Origin of the sequence: Bradyrhizobium sp. HKCCYLRH2060 (assembly GCF_051168135.1) — a bacterium.
GTDB lineage: Bacteria > Pseudomonadota > Alphaproteobacteria > Rhizobiales > Xanthobacteraceae > Bradyrhizobium.
The window spans coordinates 413,441-430,268 of record NZ_JBNPUK010000001.1 but is presented as its reverse complement, the minus strand read 5'-3'; the positions used below and the strand labels follow the sequence as shown (position 1 = coordinate 430,268).

The following is a 16,828-nucleotide window of genomic DNA, read 5'->3' as shown; positions in this document are numbered from 1 at the left end:
TTGGGTCGCTGCGCTCGCAATGACGGAGAAAAGCCGCTGCGCTCCGGATGACACCGAGTGTGAGGTGATGGCTTCGCCCCGGGGGTCTACGCCGCACTCTCCAGCAGCGCCTCTTCGGCTTCCATCACAGCAGCCGGCGTCCCGACATGCATCCACACGCCTTCGAGGCGGAGGCCGAACAGGCGGTCCTGCTCGTTCGCCTTGTCGAACATCTTCGTCAGCGAGAACTCGCCCTTCGGCGCGCCGTCGAAGATCGCCGGCGAGATGATCGCGGCGCCCGCATAGACGAACGGCACCACCTGATGCTCCCGCCGCTTGCGCAAGGTGCCGTCGGCGAGCATCGCGTAGTCGCCTTGACCCGCGTAGCCGATCGAGGTCGCGGTCGGCGCCATCAGCAGCATGATGTCCATGCGTTCGGGATCGAACGCGTCGGCGAGCCGGGACAGGTTCTGGCGCACGCCCTCGATCCACATCGTGTCGGAGTTGACGTGGAAGAACGGCTCATGGCCGAGCAGCGGCAGCGCCTTGACGACGCCGCCGCCGGTGCCGAGCACCTGGTCGCGCTCGTCGGAGATGATCACGCGGGGCGTGCTGCGCGCGGCCGTGTGCTCGATGATCTGGTCGGCGAGATAGTGGACGTTGACGACGGCTTCGGTGACGCCGGCTTCGGCGAGGCGGTCGAGCACATGGTCGAGCAGCGGGCGGCCGGCGACGCGCACCAGCGGTTTGGGCATCGTCTCGGTCAGTGGGCGCATGCGCAATCCGAGACCGGCGGCGAGGACCATGGCTTTGTGCGGTTTGACGGGCATCTTCAGGGCATCTCGATCAACGGTGGTGCGAATCATACCACGCAAGAACATCTATCGTCTCGGCCGGTTGCGATAGCCTGGGCCGATGACGAATATGCGACGGCTGCCCGGCCGTCGTGATGCAAGATGCCGCAGGCTGTCGTGGCTCGGTCAGGCTTCGGCCGTGGCGCGCTTGTTGGTCTTCTTCTTGCCCTGCTTCAGGAAGGTGACGCCGATCTGGTCGCCATTGACCCAGGCCAACTCGCAGCGCCGGTAGGCCAAGCCGGTCGACGACAACAGCAGGAAGAACTCCTTCAGGTGCAGGCCTTCGACCGAGCCCTCGACCGTCAGCTTCGCCCCGGTCTCCGAGACGTCCTCGATGGTGCAGTTGCGGCGCCAGGTGCCGTCGATGCCCATCATGAAAGCCGGGATGCCGCGCTCGAAGACGACGCGTTCGCCCTTCATCCGCTCTGCCATCGCAACCTCCATTCACGCGCGGCGCGCAACCGGCGCCGCGGGGGCAAGGTAAGGGGGGATGGCTAAGAACCGGTAAAGCTACGGTGTGAGAGCGATGGTGCGAGCTTGCCATGGCGACGGTCGGCTCCCCTGCCCGCATGGGGGAGGGGAGTGGACCGTCGGTGCCATGAGAGGATGCTTCAAGCTATGCCCGCCGGCGGCGGCACGTTCGCCGCGTACCAGTCGCGCAGCGGCTCCAGTGCGGGATGGGCCAGCGACCGGTGGAGATAGTCCCAGATGCGGGGCTGGTGCTTGAGGTAATGCGGCTTGCCGTCGCGGCGGTTGAGGCGGGCGAAGGTGCCGAGCAGGCGGGTGTTGCGCTGGGCCGACATGATCGCGTAGTGCGCGCTGAATTCGTCGGCGTCGAACTCCGTCGACGCAGCTTGGCGCGCGGCGATGTAGCGCTCTCGGAGCGCCCGCTCGATCTCGGGCGACACGTCGATCCGGGCGTCCTGCGCCAGGGAGACCACGTCGTAGGCCGGTGGTCCCATCACCGCGTCCTGGAAGTCGATCACGCCCACGCGGGCGATGCCGTCGCGCGCGGGCAGCCAGAGCAGGTTGGGCGAGTGGTAGTCGCGGATCACCCAGGTCGGCCTAGATGTCGGCTTGGCCGCGAGCGGCGCCTCCAGCATCTCCCGCCATATTTCCAGGAATTCGGCCCGCAGCACCTGCGACAGCTCCACGCCACGGTCGGGCAGGTACCATTCGAGCATCAGGCCGATCTCGATCAGCATGGCTTCGGCGTCGAAGGTCGGAACCTCGTAGGTCACCTGCGGCGCCAGCGGCAGCACCGAGGGGACGTCCTGCGCGTGCAGCGTGGCCAACAGATCGGTCGCGGCCTCGTAGCGCTCCACGATCGGTCGTGGCGGGTCGCCCTCGATCACGCCCTCGCGTCCCAGATCCTCGGTGATGAGAAAGCCTTGGCCGAGATCGGCGTCGTTGATCTTCGGCGCCGAGATGCCGCGCCCGCGCAAGGCCGCGGCGATCGCGACAAAGGGGCGGACGTCCTCCGCGAGATGCACGGCGCCGCTATAGGGCTTGCCGTTGTAGGTCGCCGGGCCGTCGGGCCGCTTCGGCGAGTTCATCAGGATGGAGACGCGCTCGCCCTTGTGGAGCCGCGCATAGGAGCGGGTCGAGGCATCACCGGCCATGCGCTCGCGGCGCGATTTGGCGTGCCCGGCCTCGGCGAGGAATTCGCGCAAGGCTTTCAGCCGCGCAACCACCGCGGCCGCCTTGCCGCTGCCGGTGACCTCGGCGCTGCGGGCGGTGTCGCCCTGCGATGGATCGTGGCGCAGCGCGATGTCGACGCGGTCCAGCGGCAGAGCGTTGCCGGCGCGCTCCGGCCATTCGATCAGCACGACGGTCGCCTCCGGCAGCGGCGACAGGCCGATCTCCTCGAGCTCCGATGCATCGCTGATGCGATAGAGATCGGCATGCACCAGCGGGAAGCTCGGCAGGTCGTAGCTCTGCGCCAGAGTGAAGGTCGGACTGGGCACCTCCAGCTCGTCGTCGCCGGCGAGGTAGCGGATCATCGCCCGCGCCGCCGCGGTTTTGCCGGAGCCGAGATCGCCGGTGAGCGTGATCAGCGCGCCCGGGCCGATCAGCAGCGCGAGGTCGGCCATGAGAGCGGCGGTGGCGGCTTCGTCCGCGAGCGCGGTGGTGAATGTCAGCTGGTCCGTCATTCCGCGGCGTTGCGTTGCGCGACGTGGTCGGTCGGGAAGTCACAGGTGACCGTGGTGCCCTTGCCGACCACCGAATCCATCCGCACCCTGCCGCCATGCAGCTCGACGAAGGAGCGCACCAGCGACAGGCCGAGGCCGGCGCCGCGATGGCGCGAGCCCTGCGAATGGCTCTCGAACCATTCGAACACCTTGTCCTTCACCTCGGGCGGAATGCCGGGGCCGGAATCGGTGACCGCGAAGGTGACGCTGTGATCGGTGCGGCGGGCGCTGACGACGACGCTCGAATCCGGCGGCGAGAAGCCAACGGCGTTGGCGAGCAGATTGTAGAGCACCTGCACGACGCGGCGCTCGTCGCCGACGAAGGAGCCGACATCGGGGTCGACCGCAATCGTCAGGCGGATGCGATCGGTGGCGAGGCGGTCCTGCACGCCCTCGGCCGCGGCCTCGATCGCCTTGGCGGCGTCGACCGGCCCGAGCTCGAGCTTCATCGCGCCGGCATCGATGGTGGCGAGGTCGAGAATGTTGTTGGTGAGCGCGAGCAGCGCGTTGGTGGATTTGGTGACGTAGTCGAGATACTCGGCCTGCTTCGGCGTCAGCGGTCCCGTGGATGGATCCGACAGGAAATGCGCGAAGCCGATGATCGTCGTCAGCGGCGCGCGCAGCTCGTAGGACACGTGGTGGACGAAGTCGATCTTCATCTGGCCGGCGGCTTCGAGCGCCTCGTTGCTCTCGCGCAACGCCCGTTCGACATTCTCGGTATCGGTGATGTCCTGGAAGGTGAGCATGGTCGCGCCGTCGGGCAGGGGACGGCTCATGCAGTCGAGCACGCTGCCGTCCTTGCGCTCGAGCTTCAGCGCCGCGTCGAGCCGGTTCTCGATCGAGGTGATCGCCTCGCGGATGGTGCGCCAGGCGACGGCGTCGTCATAGAGCTGATGGCACCAGGATTCCACGGTGTCGATATGCGGATGCTCGCGCAACTGATCCGGCGACAGCCGCCACATCTTGGCGAAGGCCGGATTGAACAGCTCGACCCGGCCGTTCGAGCCGAACACCGCGACGCCTTCGGCGAGGCTGTCGAGGGTCTCGCGCTGGACCCGGATCAGGCCGTCGAAGCGGCGGGCAAGCGCGAAGCTCTCGGTGACGTCGTCGAACAGATAGGTGACGCCGCCTTCCGGGTTCGGCGTGGTGACGACCGATAATGCGCGGCCGTCGGGCAGGAACCAGGTGTCCTTGGCGGCCTCGACGGCGCGATAAGCCTCGTGAAGCTTGGCCTTCCAGGCCCGGAAGTCGGCCTGCTCGGGCAACTTGCGCGCGGCGCGAAGACGGTCGAGCACCGACGAGTCATCGGGCTGACTGTCCAGGAAGGCGGGATCGAGACCCCACAGTCGGCGATAGGAGTCGTTGTAGAAGGCGAGCCGGCGCTGGCCGTCGAACACGGCCACGCCCGAGGACAGCTGGTCGAGCGTGCGCCGGTGTGCTTCCCGCATCCGCACCACGGCCGCATCCAGCGCCGCCGCCTCGCTGGCATCGATGGCGACGCCGGCGCTGCCGTGGCCCAGCACGAAGGCGCGCACGTCATACATGCGGCGCTCGCCGCCGGTCACGATCGGCAGCCGGCCCTCGAAACGGCCGTTGGCGCCGAGCGCACGCTGCAGGTCGATACGGTCGGCCGAGTCGAGCAGCTCGATGTTGCGGCCGATCGCGTCCGGCACGTCGCGGGCGTCCGCGGCGCGGGCATAGGCCGGGTTGACGTAAGCGAGGGCGCCATTGGCCTGCCGCGCCCAGATCGGCCACGGCAGCGCCGATGCCAGCGCGCGCAGCGACTCCGTCTCCTCGCCGAGCGCCTTGAAGCGGAGCTGCGTCTCGGCGAGCTCGCGGCGCAGGCCGGACAATTCGCGGATGCGCACGATGGCCTGCCCGCCGATGGCGCGGCCCATCGCCTCGATCGCATGGCCGTGCGAGGTGGTGAGATTGAGCATGAAGCCTTCGCCCGCTTCGCGCAGCGCGTCGACGGCGCGGTCGAGCTGCAGCGCGGGCTCCGGCGGCAGCCAGGTTCCAAAGGCGAGAATGCGCTGCGGCTGATCCTGCGGCACCAGCATCGAGGTGTCGCCGGAGATCTGCGGGCGATGGCCGCCGGCCGGCCAGGCGATCAGGATCTGCGGCTCGGCGAACAGCAGCGCACGGTAGCGATCGGCCTGCAGTTGCAGCTCGGCGACATTGGCACGCAGCCGCGCTTCCTTGCGCGCGGCCGCAAGACGCGTGCGCACCAGCGCGACCGCGGCGACCACGGAGAAGCCGAGCAGCGCCAGCATCGCCGTGACCTCGGCGATATCAGGACGGCTCAGCTCGAACAGCGTCGTGATCGCATCCGGCGGCACGCCATCGCCCGCGAAGCCCGGTGTCGCCGGCGCAAGCGCAGTCGCAGCGAGACCCATCAGGCCTTTGCGCGCAAGTGACGTGCACGACAGCAGCGTCTGACGCATCACCACGATCACGCCCGACATATTTGCCCCAAACCGCACGAAGTTCCGCGCGGCGCCGATCGCGTCGACCGCGCCGTCTCACGAATCAATCAACCATAACCGCTTCGGGACTCCAGCGGTAAGAGTCCAGACCGTGAACGGTGGTTGCGCCTGAGGAAAATGCGTCCGCCGATCGACTCTTTCGAGTCGGAACAGTGGCAAGCCCGTAGTTCAACGGCCCGTCGAGCCGAAGCCGCCGCTGCCGCGCGCGGTCGTCGTCAAGCTTGTCGCGAGGCTGAGCTCGGCGCGCACCACGGCGGCGATCACCATCTGCGCGATGCGCTCGCCGCGACGGATCGTAAACGGTTCCTTGCCGTGGTTGATCAGCAGCACGCAGATCTCGCCGCGGTAGTCCGCGTCCACCGTGCCCGGTGCGTTCAGCACCGTGACGCCGTGGCGTGCAGCGAGCCCCGAACGCGGCCGCACCTGGGCCTCGTAGCCGTCGGGCAGCGCGATCGACAATCCCGTCGGCACCATCGCGTGGCCGCCTGACGCAAGGACGAGCGGTGCATCGGCCGGAACCGCGGCGAGCAGATCGAGCCCCGCGGCATGTGCGGTCTGATAGGCCGGCAGCGGCAGGCCTTCGCCATGCGGCAGGATCTGCACGTCGATCGCGATCGTCTGTGTCACGCAACGGGTCCCATGGTTCTGGCAATCTCGGCAACGAGCGCCGTCGCGACCTCGTCCTTGGTCATGATCGGCCAGGACGCGACATGGACGCCATCGGCGTCCTTCGTCAAGAGATGCACGGTGTTGCGGTCGCCGCCCATCACGCCGGTCGCAGGCGAGACGTCGTTGGCGACGATCCAGTCGCAGCCCTTGCGGGCGAACTTGGCCTTCGCGTTGTCGATCAGGTGCTCGGTCTCGGCGGCGAAGCCGATCACGAGACCTGGCCGCTTGTCTTTGAGCTTCGAGATCGTTGCGAGGATGTCGGGATTCTCAACCAGCGTGAGCGGCGGAATCGCCTTGTCCGTCTTCTTCAGCTTCTGGCCGCCCTCATTGGCGACGCGCCAGTCGGCCACCGCCGCGGCGAAGATCGCGACGTCGGCCGGCAGCTCGGCCTCGACCGCTTCCAGCATCTGCCGTGCCGACTCGATATGCGTGACGTTGACGCCCTTGGGATCGGCGAGCTCGACCGGCCCCGCGATCAGCCGGACGTCGGCGCCGGCGGCCTGCGCGGCGGCGGCGATCGCAAAGCCCTGCTTGCCGGAGGAGCGGTTGGCGATGTAGCGCACCGGATCGATCGGCTCGTGCGTCGGTCCGGCCGTGATCAGCACGCGGCGGCCGGCGAGCGGGCGCGGCGTCGGCGGCTTGAGCATGGCGACGACGGCGTCCGCGATCTCGATGGCCTCGGCCATGCGGCCGACGCCGGCCTCGCCCTTCTCGGCCATCTCGCCGGCGTTGGGGCCGATCATCTGGACGCCGTCGCGCTGCAGGGTGGCGGCGTTGCGGCGCGTGGCCGGGTTGCTCCACATCATCGGGTTCATCGCCGGCGCCAGCAGGATCGGCCGGCTCGCCGCGAGCAGGATGGCGCTGGCGAGGTCGTCGGCGGCGCCGTGCGCCATCTTCGACATCAGGTCGGCGGTGGCCGGCGCGACCACGATCAGGTCGCAGTCGCGCGCGAGGCGGATGTGGCCGACGTCGAACTCGCTGCGCGCGTCGAACAGATCGGTGAACACGCGGTCGCCCGACAGCGCTGACGCGGCCAACTCGGTGACGAACTGCGTCGCCGCCTTGGTCAGCACGCAGCGGACGCGGATGTGGCGTTCCTTCAGACGGCGGATCAAGTCGAGCGACTTGTATGCCGCGATGCCGCCGCCGATGATCAGGGTGACGCGCGCTTCACGGGCGGCGCCGGGCTGAGGGAGACCAGGCTCAGGCAGAGCGGCTGGAGCTGGTGCTGCCGTCGTCGGCTCGGACGGATCGACCGGCTCGATCAGCGCGCGCAGGATGACCCGGACTTCCTCCTCGACGGAGCGCCCGTTCTGCGCCGAGCGCAGTCGTAGATAGGTTTTGAGCGAGTCGTCGAGCTTGCGGATGGTCAGGCTGGCCATGTCCGCCTCCCCAGCAGGGTCCAGATGCAAGCAATGCTAGCAGAAATTGATCGCAGTGCAATCAATGTAGGGTGGGCGAAGCGGCCGCCGTAGGCGGCAGCGTGCCCACCGTCGATCGGCAGGCTCCAGGGTGAGACGGTGGGCACGGCATCACCGCCATCTCGTACGACGAGACAGCACGGCTGCGCCTTTGCCCACCCTACGAATCTACAGCCTGAGCACCGCGAACAAAATGCCGATGAAGGTCAGCGCGATGACCCACAGCGCGATCGCGCGCCAGCGGCTCTTCTTGCCTTCGGTGCGGCCCATGGCGGCGATGGTCTCGGGCGACAGGCGGAGGCCGTCGCGGGTCATGGTCTCCATGTGCTCGAGCACGGCGGCAGCGCGGGCGGCGAGTAGTGGCAGGGTCGCGGTCAGCCGGGCCAGCTCGCCGATGCCGGTGACGGCGCCTTCGATCCGGCCGATCGGCCCGAGATTGCGCTCGATCCATTCGCGCACCACGGGGTCGGCGACCTTCCAGATGTCGAGCTTGGGATCGAAGCCGCGCGCGACGCCCTCGACCACCACCATGGTCTTCTGCAGCAGGATCAGCTCGGGCCGGGTGCGCATGTCGAACAGGCCGGTGACCTCGAGCAGCAGGGTCAAGAGCTTGGCCATCGAGATTTCTTCGGCCGTGCGGTTATGGATCGGCTCGCCGATGGCGCGGATGGCCTGTGCGAAATTCTCCACCGAATGATGCGGCGGCACGTAGCCGGCCTCGAAATGTACTTCGGCGACGCGGCGATAGTCGCGGGTGATGAAGCCGAGCAGGATCTCGGCCAGGAAGCGCCGCTCCTTCATCCCGAGCCGGCCCATGATGCCGAAATCGACCGCGACCAACCGTCCCTGCTGGTCCAGGAACAGGTTGCCCGGATGCATGTCGGCATGGAAGAAGCCGTCGCGCAGGGCGTGGCGGAGAAAGCTCTGGATCACCTTGCGGCCGACGTCGGGCAGATCGACATTCGCCTCCGCGAGCCGGGCGTGATCGTTCAGCGCGATGCCGTCGATCCACTCCATCGTCAGCACGGTGTTGGCGGTCCGGTCCCAGTCGACCGCGGGCACGCGGAAATCCGGATCGTCCTTGATGTTCTCCGCCATTTCGGAGAGCGCAGCGGCCTCCAGGCGAAGGTCCATCTCCATCGCGACCGAGCGCGACATCGTGTTGATGACCTCGACCAGCCGCAGCCGCCGCGCCTCCGACGAATGCGCCTCGGCCTTTTCGGCGACGAAGAAGAAATCGGAGAGGTCGCGGCGGAAGCGCGCAGCGACGTTCGGCCGAAGCACCTTCACCGCGACCGGACGACGAATGCCGTCGCGCTCGACCTCGCCGCGATGCACCTGCGCGATCGAGGCGGCGGCGACCGGCGGACCGAGATGCGTGAACAGCTGGCTGATCGGGCGTTCGAGCGCGGTGGCGATGACGGCCTCGGCCTCGGCCTGCGGGAACGGCGGCAGCCGGTCCTGCAGCGATTCGAGATCCCGCGCCATGATGACGCCGACGACGTCGGGCCGGGTCGCCAGGAACTGGCCGAGCTTGAGATAGGCCGGGCCCATCCGCTCCAGCGCGCGCGACAACCTTGGCCCGGACTTGGCGCCGGGGCGCTCGATGAGCCGCGCCAGCTTCAGCGCGAGCTGGCCCGGCGGCGGCGCCAGGCTCGGATCGACGGCGCCGAACACGCCCTCGCGCGCGAACACCAGGGCGGCCCGGGCGAGCCGCGTAATGTGGGTGAGTGCGGAGATCACAAACGCCAGCCGGAATGAAGCGCGACGATGCCGCCGGAGAGAGTCTGCCAGGACACGCGGGAGAAGCCGGCCGCCGAGATCATCTCGGCGAAGGCGTTGGGCCGCGGAAACTGGCGGATGGATTCGACGAGGTAGCGGTAGGACTCGGCATCGCCGGTAACGGCGCGGCCGAGCTGCGGGATCACGTTGAAGGAGAACAGGTCATAGAGCTTGTCTAGCCCTGGCATCTCGACGGTGGAGAACTCCAGGCACAGGAAGCGGCCGCCATGCTTGAGCACGCGGAATGCCTCGGCCAGCGCCAGCTCGATCTGCGGCACGTTGCGGATGCCGAAGGCGATCGTATAGGCGTCGAACGAGCGGTCGGGGAAGGCGAGCTTCTCGGCATTGCCCTCGACGAAATCGACCCGGTCGTCGAGACCCAGCTTGTAGGCGCGCTGGCGCCCGACCTCGAGCATGTCTCCGTTGATGTCGCACACGGTCGCATGGAAGCCGGCGCCGGCCTTCCTGGCGGCGCGGAAGGAGATGTCACCGGTGCCGCCGGCCACATCGAGCAGCGCAAACGGCGCATCGCTCTTCGGCGGATTCAGCGTGTTGATCATGATGTCCTTCCAGACGCGGTGCAGTCCACCCGACATCAGGTCGTTCATCAGGTCGTAGCGCTGCGCCACGCTGTGAAACACGTCGTTCACCAGCGTCTGCTTCTCGCCCAGAGGCACGTCCCTGAAGCCGAAATGAGTGGTTTGGTCCGGCTGATCCATCACCCTTACTCCGATACGGCACCATAGCGCTGATGCGGCCAAGGCGCTATCACGTCAGCCGGACAAGGTGAATGGTCGCGGATGCAAAAGGTGAAATGAGCAGGGATGCCTGAGCTGCCCGAAGTCGAGACCGTCCGGCGCGGGTTGCAGCCGGTCATGGAAGGCGCTGTCATCGTCAAGGCCGAGGCCCGGCGCGGCGATCTCAGGTTTCCGTTTCAGCCCGATTTTGCCAAGCGCCTGCAGGGCCAGACCGTCACCGGGCTCGGCCGGCGTGCCAAATATCTGCTGGCCGACCTCGGCTCGGGCGACGTGCTCTTGATGCATCTCGGCATGTCCGGCTCGTTCCGGGTGATCAAGCCGGAGCACGAGGAGACGCCGGGCGAGTTTCACTATCCGCGCGGCAAGGACAGCGTGCACGACCATGTCGTGTTTCACATGTCGTCGGGCGCCGACATCGTCTTCAACGATCCGCGCCGCTTCGGCTTCATGAAGATCATCGGCCGCGGCGACATCGAGACCGAGCCGCATCTGAAGGGCCTCGGGCCGGAGCCGCTCGGCAATGAATTCGATGCCGCGATGCTGGCGCGCGCCTGTGCCGTCAAGAAGACCAGCCTGAAGGCCGCGCTGCTCGACCAGCGCGTGGTCGCCGGGCTCGGCAACATCTATGTCTGCGAGGCGCTGTTTCGCGCCCATCTGTCGCCGCGGCGTCTGGCGGCGACGCTGGCAACGAAGAAGGGCGAGCCCACGGATCACGCCACGCGTCTGGTGGAGGCGATCCACGCCGTGCTCAACGAGGCGATCCGCGCCGGCGGCTCGTCGCTGCGCGATCACCGCCAGACATCAGGCGAACTCGGCTATTTCCAGCATTCGTTCCAGGTCTATGACCGCGAGGGTGAGCCATGCCGGACGGACGGCTGCAGCGGCGTGGTGAAGCGCTTCGTGCAGAACGGCCGCTCGACCTTCTGGTGCCCGAAGTGCCAGAAGTGATGTCGCGGCCGAGGAGCCGGCACGGCCGGCCATCCCCGGTCTGCTTGTGGCGGACGGGAGTGGGCGTATACTGCCGCCATGGCTGTCAGCTCGCCCGACCTGAAAGCATTTCTGCTCGCGACGCCGTTCTTCGGCGGCCTGCTTGATGCGAGCCTCGATCTGCTGGTCTCGATGCTGGTCGAGCGGCGCTTCGACAAGGGCGCCGTGGTCGTCGCCGAAGGCGAGGCGGGGCGCTCGATGTTCGTCGTGCATAGCGGTACGCTGGAGGTCAGTGAGCGCCTGGAGACGGGTGCCGCGATCCATATGTCGCGTCTCGAGCCCGGGGATTTCTTCGGCGAGATGACCCTGCTCGACATGCAGAACAGATCGGCCACCGTGGTCGCGGAAGCGCCGACCGTGCTGTACGAGCTGACGGCGCAAAAGCTGTATGCCTTCTACAAGGCTGACATCCACGCCTACGTGATCGTGCTGCAGAACATCAATCGCGAGCTGTGCCGCCGCCTGCGTCGCGCCGATGCGCGGATCAAGATGCGGGAGGGTGGGTCGCGGTAGGCGAGCGGGCGGCGAAGCAGTGCGAAGCGTGCTCGATCTACGGCTGGGCTACTCCTTAACCTCGCCCCGCTTGCGGGGAGAGGTCCGATTGCATCGTGAGATGCAATCCGGGTGAGGGGGTACAGGTCTCACCACGAACACTTCCCGCGTGTCTGCCCCGCGTCTGCCCCTCACCCCAACCCTCTCGCCGCAAGAGCGGGGCCAGGGAGCGCACCGCCGTCGCGGCAGAAGCTCGGGTCTAACTAACGAGGACTACAATCCCGCCTTCCAGTTGATGCCGTTGTCGGCCCAGGTCGGATACACCCGCGCCACCGGCAGTTTCGCTTCCTCGGTGGGCGGCGTCAGCATGATCGGGAATTCGACCTCGGCGTGCTCGCTCGCGTCCTTCAGTTCGCCCGCGTCGTGCATGACGTGATCGCCTGCAAGCTTGCCGGCGGTCCAGCGCCACAGGCTGCGAATCTCCTGCGCCGATTTACCGGCCGCATCGAACTCGCTGACGCCGAGACCGGCGGCGAGCGCGTCCTGGTGGTCGTTGCGCATCATGATGAAGGGCTGCGCCAGCACCTCCGCGATGTCGCGTGGCGCGTCGGCGTCGAGCGCCGTCGTCGCATCGGTGACGCGATGGCCGCCGCGGATCGGGGCCTGGTTGAGCACGAAGGCGAACGGCTTGCGCCAGGCGCGCACGATGCTCAAGGTCGGTGCTGTCGCTTCGATGTCGGCGACGCTCGGACGCGCCGGAATGAGGCACAGATCGCAGTGGCGGATCGCGGCCGTCGTGGACGCCGTGATGCCGGCCCCGGTGTCGATCACGCAGACAGTGAAGCCGTCGCGGGCCAGCGCTTCGAGGCGAGGCTCGATCATCTTGGCGTCGTAGCCGGCTTCGACGATCGGCTCGCCCGCGGCGCGGCGCGCCTGCCATTTGGTCAGCGTGCCCTGACGATCGGTCTCGATCACGCGCACCTTGTGGCCGGCCTGCTGCGCGGCCACGGCCAGACCAATCGCCAGCGTGCTCTTGCCGCTGCCGCCCTTCTGCGTGGCCAAAACGATCGTGTACATCGGGAGACAGTCCTTCGGATGTTGACGGAACTTATGAGAACGCCAAAGCTGAGTGCATCGCGGTTGCGCGGTGCGGAGCTATTCTCGCTCAGGACAGTCCCGGCCCGATCCGACTAACAGAGGGATCGCGGTGGTCCGAATCAGCACGCCGACAAAACTGTTCGAACTATCTCACGCTCGGCCTGTGCCTGCACAGACCGGTTGACTACGGCGGGAGCCGTTCCGAGTTGATAGCAAGGTGCTAGGAAGTTGAGCGGCAGCGAGCCGCGGGCGAGCGATCGGCATCGCCGAGCATCATCCCATGCAGTCGCGATGCTGCACGTCCGATCCCCGCCGGCCGCCGTTGGGCCCTTAATTTTTTCTAAAACGACATGCTTAACATTGCGTAAACGCTGCCGCGCCGCAGTGCACAGCGGCACGATCGGCGATGCCGAACCGGTTTGGCGCAGGCTCTACTTCCGCACGCAGATCACGCGCACCGTGGCCGCCTTGGCGTCGAGCGAGGTTCCGTCGGGCTTGACACCATGCGAGGCGAGAAACGCACGCGTCGCATCGGCGCTGACCATCACGACCTGTGTCGATGGGATCAGTGCCGTGCCCGCGAGGACGCCGGGCTTGAGCAAGGTGACGCCGGCGAACTTGCCGTCGCCGTCGAGCGCTGCCGCTCCGGAAAAGCCGAGCCCGGGCGCCGGCGCCAGCGAGGCGTCGCCGGTGCCGTTGGCGGCGAGCTGCGCCTTGACGGTGCTGATCGCGGCACCGCCGCCCTGGCTCTGCGGATCGGCGATGCCGACGATGTCGACCGACGATTTCGCACTGCCGCCCGACAGCGCCAGCGGCTTCAGGCCGCGCCCGCCGTAGATGCGCAGCAGCGCCAGGCCGCGCTCCTTGTCCTCGGCCACGCGCTCGGCATGGCCGAACCCGGGAATGGTGATTGCCACGCAGCCGTCGGTCACCTCGCGATCGGCGATGATGGCGCCGTCCTGGGTGGCGACGATGCCGGTGCCGTAATCGACGCGGCGCCGTGGCGCGGGCTGCGCGGCCAATGTCGACGGGAACGCGGTGAAGGCGCTCGACATCGCGATCACGACCGGCTCGACCGTGTTCTCGGTCGCCTGGTCGTAGAGGATGGTCAGGATGCGCACCTCGTCGCCCCGAAAGGTGCCGCGGATGTAGAACTTCTTCAGGTTCTGCAGGCCCGAGAGCACGAAGAAGTCGGGCTTCACCACGCTGTAGTCGACGGTGCGGCCGGCTTCCTTCTTTTCACGGTCGGCCAGTGCCGCGGTGGTCGGGTTGGCCTCCTTGCGGCGCGACAGCACGACCTGCACGGTGCCGGTGGGCGATGTCCATTTCGAGCCGTTGCCGTCGCTGGTCTGCTGCGGCACCAGCTTGGTCGGGATGCCGAGCCGGGCCCCGCTGACCGGCTCGGTCACGAGCTTCCAGCCGACGCCCTCCTGCTTGCGGCGCGCGGTGTCGGCAAGCACGGCGCGCTCCTGCGGGTTCAACACGCCGGTCGGCTTGCCGCCGGATAGCTTCTGGTACTCCTTGATCGCATTGACCATGCGCTCGCTGACGTCGCCGGTGATGGCGCCATTGTATTGGCCAACCCAGGCAAGATCGGATTGCAGCGCAAGCCGCTCGGCCTGGCTCATCGCATTGGCGGTGTCGGCGGGAGCCTGCACGCCCGGGCGCGCAGGCTGGGTCGCGACGGGCTTGGGCTTGGCGCCGGGCATCGTGGGCGTCTGTGCCTGCACCGACGCGCACGCGGCGATCCCGCAGATGAAGGTTGCCGTGGCCAGCCGTCTCATGACAAATCCCGATGCTCTTGCCGCGCCGCCAAATAAGCACATCTGCTTGGTCGGTCACAATCCGGCGAGGGTTCAGTGCGGAGATCCGCCGTCTTCGCCATGGGCCGGCAATGGGCTGACAGCGATGCGGCGGCGGAAGGACGGTGTAACGATGCTGAGCGACGAAGAAGTGGAGCGCTATGCCCGTCACATCGTGCTGCGCGATGTCGGTGGTCCCGGTCAGGCGGCGCTGAAGCGCGCCGCGGTGCTGGTGGTCGGCGCAGGCGGCCTCGGCGCGCCGGCACTGATGTATCTCGCCGCCGCCGGCGTCGGCACGATCGGCGTGGTCGACGACGACGTCGTATCGCTGTCGAACCTGCAGCGCCAAGTCATCCATGCGACCCCCGACATCGGCAGGCCCAAGGTCGAGAGCGCCGCCGAGCGCATCAATGCGCTCAATCCGCATGTGAGCGTCGTGGCGCATCGAAGCTGGCTCAATGCCGACAACGCGCTCGATCTGATCGGCGGCTATGACCTCGTGCTCGACGGCTCCGACAATTTCGACACGCGCTATCTCGTCTCCGACGCCTGCTTCCTGGCCGAGAAGCCGCTGATCACCGGCGCGCTCGGGACTTTCGATGCGTCGCTGACGACGATCCGCGCGCATGAGCGGAACGAGAAGGGCCAGTTCAATCCGACCTATCGCTGCCTGTTCCCCGAGCCGCCGCCGCCGGGCACGGTGCCGGCCTGCGCGGAAGCCGGCGTCATGGGCGCGCTCGCCGGCATGCTGGGATCGATGATGGCGCTGGAGGCGATCCGGGAGATCGTCGGTTTCGGCGAGGGTCTGGTGGGACGGCTCTTGATGCTGGACGCGCGCACGATGCGGTTCGAGACGCTGCGCTACGGGCGCGATCCGGCGAACCCGTTGAATGGCGACGGGCCTGTGATTGCGGATTTGAGTGCGCACCGAAAGTGAGGTGTGCGTGAGCCGAGAGGCCGCCACGCATCTAGTTGTCGGTCATGAGTTGAGAGACTCTCGCCTCACTCTCCGCTGTCGTCCCGGACAAGCCGGGGCGACGCGATAGCGTCGGCGCGGCGCCGATCCGGGATCCATACTCCGTGAACGTGATGAGGCGCGCGGAATTGACGGCCTGCCCGTTTCAGACGTCACGCGATATGGGTCCCGGCGTTCGCCGGGACGACGCCGAGGGGCTTGCCCGGTCTCGGCTCACATTCGCTTCCCGCGCTCACTGTCCATGTGGACCAGCTGCGACTCCGGATAGCGTTCGCCTGCCGCGACGCCAATCGGGAAGGCCTTGTCGAGCGCAGCGAGTTGCACTTCGGTGAGCTTGACGCAGAGCGCGCCGAGCGCCTCGTCGAGGCGGTCGCGGCGGCGGGCGCCGACCAGCGGGACGATGTCGTTGCCCTGCGCGGCCACCCAGGCGATCGCGACCTGCGCCGGCGTGGCGCCGACCTCGTCGGCGATGCTGCGCAGCGTGTCCACGAGGGTAAGATTCCGGTCGAGATTGTCGCCCTGGAAACGCGGCGAATGGCCACGGAAATCAGCGGCATTGGCGCGGTCCTTCGACCAGTGGCCGCTGATCAGTCCGCGCGACAGCACGCCGTAGGCGGTGATGCCGATGCCGAGCTCGCGGCAGGTTTGCAGGATGTCGCTCTCGATGCCGCGCGAGATCAGCGAATATTCGATTTGCAGATCCGCGATCGGGTGCGCCTTGTGCGCCCGGCGGATCGTCTCGGAACCGACCTCCGACAACCCGATATGCCGGATGTAGCCGGCCTGTTTCAGCTCGGCCATCGTGCCGATGGTCTCCTCGATCGGCACCTTGGGATCGAGCCGCGCCGGGCGATAGATGTCGATGGCGTCGACGCCGAGCCGCTGCAGCGAATAGGACAGGAAGGTCCTGATGGCCTCGGGCCGGCTGTCATAGCCGAGCCAGCTCCTGTCGGGGCCGCGCAGCGCGCCGAACTTCACGGAGATCTGCACGTTGCGCGGACCGGCCGAGGCCAGCGCCTCGCGGATCAGCATCTCGTTGTGGCCCATCCCGTAGAAGTCGCCGGTGTCGAGCAGCGTGATGCCGGCGTCGAGCGCGGCGTGGATGGTGGCGATGCTCTCGGACCGGTCGGTGGGGCCGTAGAAGTCCGACATGCCCATGCAGCCTAGTCCGATGACCGAAACCTCGGGGCCGGTCGAGCCGAGTTGGCGGGTTTGCATGATCAATCTCCTCTTGCTGGCGCAGGCGGCCTGCTGGTCCGCCCGGACAACGCGGATATCGGCGGATTTCCGCGGTTCGAAAAGCTGGACAATTCCGAATGGACTGTTCAGCAT

At 67.6% G+C, this 16,828-nt stretch carries 14 protein-coding genes; 3 read left to right on the top strand and 11 right to left on the bottom strand.

Annotated features, from left to right (window positions below; genetic code table 11):
* Positions 1–86: 86 nt before the first annotated feature.
* From ACQR10_RS01815 to ubiE, 8 genes are all read right to left on the bottom strand, one after another.
* Complete coding sequence (locus tag ACQR10_RS01815; protein WP_315803957.1) at positions 87–809, bottom strand: nucleotidyltransferase family protein; 723 nt, start codon at positions 807–809, stop codon at positions 87–89.
* A gap of 150 nt (positions 810–959) precedes the next feature.
* Entirely contained in the window at positions 960–1,265 is a 306-nt protein-coding gene (locus ACQR10_RS01810; protein ID WP_008963143.1) for a PilZ domain-containing protein, read from the bottom strand.
* Positions 1,266–1,444: 179 nt separating this feature from the next.
* On the bottom strand, positions 1,445–2,986 hold the full coding sequence (gene tsaE / locus ACQR10_RS01805) for a tRNA (adenosine(37)-N6)-threonylcarbamoyltransferase complex ATPase subunit type 1 TsaE (protein WP_316179001.1): 1,542 nt from the start codon (positions 2,984–2,986) through the stop codon (positions 1,445–1,447).
* A complete protein-coding gene (locus ACQR10_RS01800) occupies positions 2,983–5,490 on the bottom strand; it encodes a sensor histidine kinase (protein ID WP_316215376.1) in 2,508 nt (835 codons plus the stop codon). Before ACQR10_RS01800 ends, tsaE begins: the two co-directional genes overlap by 4 nt.
* A gap of 189 nt (positions 5,491–5,679) precedes the next feature.
* Entirely contained in the window at positions 5,680–6,138 is a 459-nt protein-coding gene (gene dut, locus ACQR10_RS01795) for a dUTP diphosphatase (protein WP_316179005.1), read from the bottom strand.
* Positions 6,135–7,562, bottom strand: coding sequence for a bifunctional phosphopantothenoylcysteine decarboxylase/phosphopantothenate--cysteine ligase CoaBC (gene coaBC / locus ACQR10_RS01790; protein WP_434848395.1), 1,428 nt, complete (start codon positions 7,560–7,562; stop codon positions 6,135–6,137). The genes dut and coaBC overlap by 4 nt, the downstream gene beginning before the upstream one ends.
* A gap of 207 nt (positions 7,563–7,769) precedes the next feature.
* A complete protein-coding gene (gene ubiB / locus ACQR10_RS01785) occupies positions 7,770–9,344 on the bottom strand; it encodes a 2-polyprenylphenol 6-hydroxylase (RefSeq protein WP_315803952.1) in 1,575 nt (524 codons plus the stop codon).
* On the bottom strand, positions 9,341–10,102 hold the full coding sequence (ubiE, locus tag ACQR10_RS01780) for a bifunctional demethylmenaquinone methyltransferase/2-methoxy-6-polyprenyl-1,4-benzoquinol methylase UbiE (RefSeq protein WP_315803951.1): 762 nt from the start codon (positions 10,100–10,102) through the stop codon (positions 9,341–9,343). Before ubiE ends, ubiB begins: the two co-directional genes overlap by 4 nt.
* 105 nt (positions 10,103–10,207) lie before the next feature.
* Here ubiE and mutM point away from each other — a divergent pair, with 105 nt between their 5' ends.
* Together mutM and ACQR10_RS01770 are read left to right on the top strand one after the other, a co-directional pair.
* Positions 10,208–11,089 (top strand): bifunctional DNA-formamidopyrimidine glycosylase/DNA-(apurinic or apyrimidinic site) lyase, encoded by an 882-nt coding sequence (mutM, locus tag ACQR10_RS01775; RefSeq protein ID WP_316215374.1) that lies wholly within the window; start codon positions 10,208–10,210, stop codon positions 11,087–11,089.
* 78 nt (positions 11,090–11,167) lie between these two features.
* Entirely contained in the window at positions 11,168–11,641 is a 474-nt protein-coding gene (locus ACQR10_RS01770; protein ID WP_315803949.1) for a cyclic nucleotide-binding domain-containing protein, read from the top strand.
* Between the two features lie 252 nt (positions 11,642–11,893).
* Here ACQR10_RS01770 and ACQR10_RS01765 read toward each other — a convergent pair whose 3' ends face one another.
* Positions 11,894–12,697: a ParA family protein gene (locus ACQR10_RS01765; RefSeq protein ID WP_316179014.1), complete on the bottom strand. Its 804-nt coding sequence runs from the start codon at positions 12,695–12,697 to the stop codon at positions 11,894–11,896.
* 452 nt (positions 12,698–13,149) lie between these two features.
* A complete protein-coding gene (locus ACQR10_RS01760) occupies positions 13,150–14,502 on the bottom strand; it encodes a peptidoglycan-binding protein (RefSeq protein WP_316215373.1) in 1,353 nt (450 codons plus the stop codon).
* 151 nt (positions 14,503–14,653) lie between these two features.
* Between ACQR10_RS01760 and ACQR10_RS01755 the strand changes: the two genes are divergently transcribed.
* Positions 14,654–15,457 carry a HesA/MoeB/ThiF family protein gene (locus ACQR10_RS01755; protein WP_315803981.1) on the top strand — a complete coding sequence of 268 codons (804 nt, stop codon included), beginning with the start codon at positions 14,654–14,656 and terminating at the stop codon, positions 15,455–15,457.
* Positions 15,458–15,709: 252 nt separating this feature from the next.
* Here the strand turns inward: ACQR10_RS01755 and ACQR10_RS01750 are convergent, their stop codons facing one another.
* A complete protein-coding gene (locus ACQR10_RS01750; RefSeq protein WP_316215372.1) occupies positions 15,710–16,714 on the bottom strand; it encodes an aldo/keto reductase in 1,005 nt (334 codons plus the stop codon).
* Positions 16,715–16,828: the final 114 nt, after the last annotated feature.

What these genes read in the sequence shown, in the direction of transcription:
- ACQR10_RS01815 (WP_315803957.1), bottom strand. Translation starts at nt 809, where the DNA reads ATGCCCGTCAAACCGCACAAAGCCATGGTCCTCGCCGCCGGTCTCGGA.
- ACQR10_RS01810 (WP_008963143.1), bottom strand. Translation starts at nt 1,265, where the DNA reads ATGGCAGAGCGGATGAAGGGCGAACGCGTCGTCTTCGAGCGCGGCATC.
- tsaE (WP_316179001.1), bottom strand. Translation starts at nt 2,986, where the DNA reads ATGACGGACCAGCTGACATTCACCACCGCGCTCGCGGACGAAGCCGCC.
- ACQR10_RS01800 (WP_316215376.1), bottom strand. Translation starts at nt 5,490, where the DNA reads ATGTCGGGCGTGATCGTGGTGATGCGTCAGACGCTGCTGTCGTGCACG.
- coaBC (WP_434848395.1), bottom strand. Translation starts at nt 7,562, where the DNA reads ATGGCCAGCCTGACCATCCGCAAGCTCGACGACTCGCTCAAAACCTAT.
- ubiE (WP_315803951.1), bottom strand. Translation starts at nt 10,102, where the DNA reads ATGGATCAGCCGGACCAAACCACTCATTTCGGCTTCAGGGACGTGCCT.
- mutM (WP_316215374.1), top strand. Translation starts at nt 10,208, where the DNA reads ATGCCTGAGCTGCCCGAAGTCGAGACCGTCCGGCGCGGGTTGCAGCCG.
- ACQR10_RS01770 (WP_315803949.1), top strand. Translation starts at nt 11,168, where the DNA reads ATGGCTGTCAGCTCGCCCGACCTGAAAGCATTTCTGCTCGCGACGCCG.
- ACQR10_RS01765 (WP_316179014.1), bottom strand. Translation starts at nt 12,697, where the DNA reads ATGTACACGATCGTTTTGGCCACGCAGAAGGGCGGCAGCGGCAAGAGC.
- ACQR10_RS01760 (WP_316215373.1), bottom strand. Translation starts at nt 14,502, where the DNA reads ATGAGACGGCTGGCCACGGCAACCTTCATCTGCGGGATCGCCGCGTGC.
- ACQR10_RS01755 (WP_315803981.1), top strand. Translation starts at nt 14,654, where the DNA reads ATGCTGAGCGACGAAGAAGTGGAGCGCTATGCCCGTCACATCGTGCTG.
- ACQR10_RS01750 (WP_316215372.1), bottom strand. Translation starts at nt 16,714, where the DNA reads ATGCAAACCCGCCAACTCGGCTCGACCGGCCCCGAGGTTTCGGTCATC.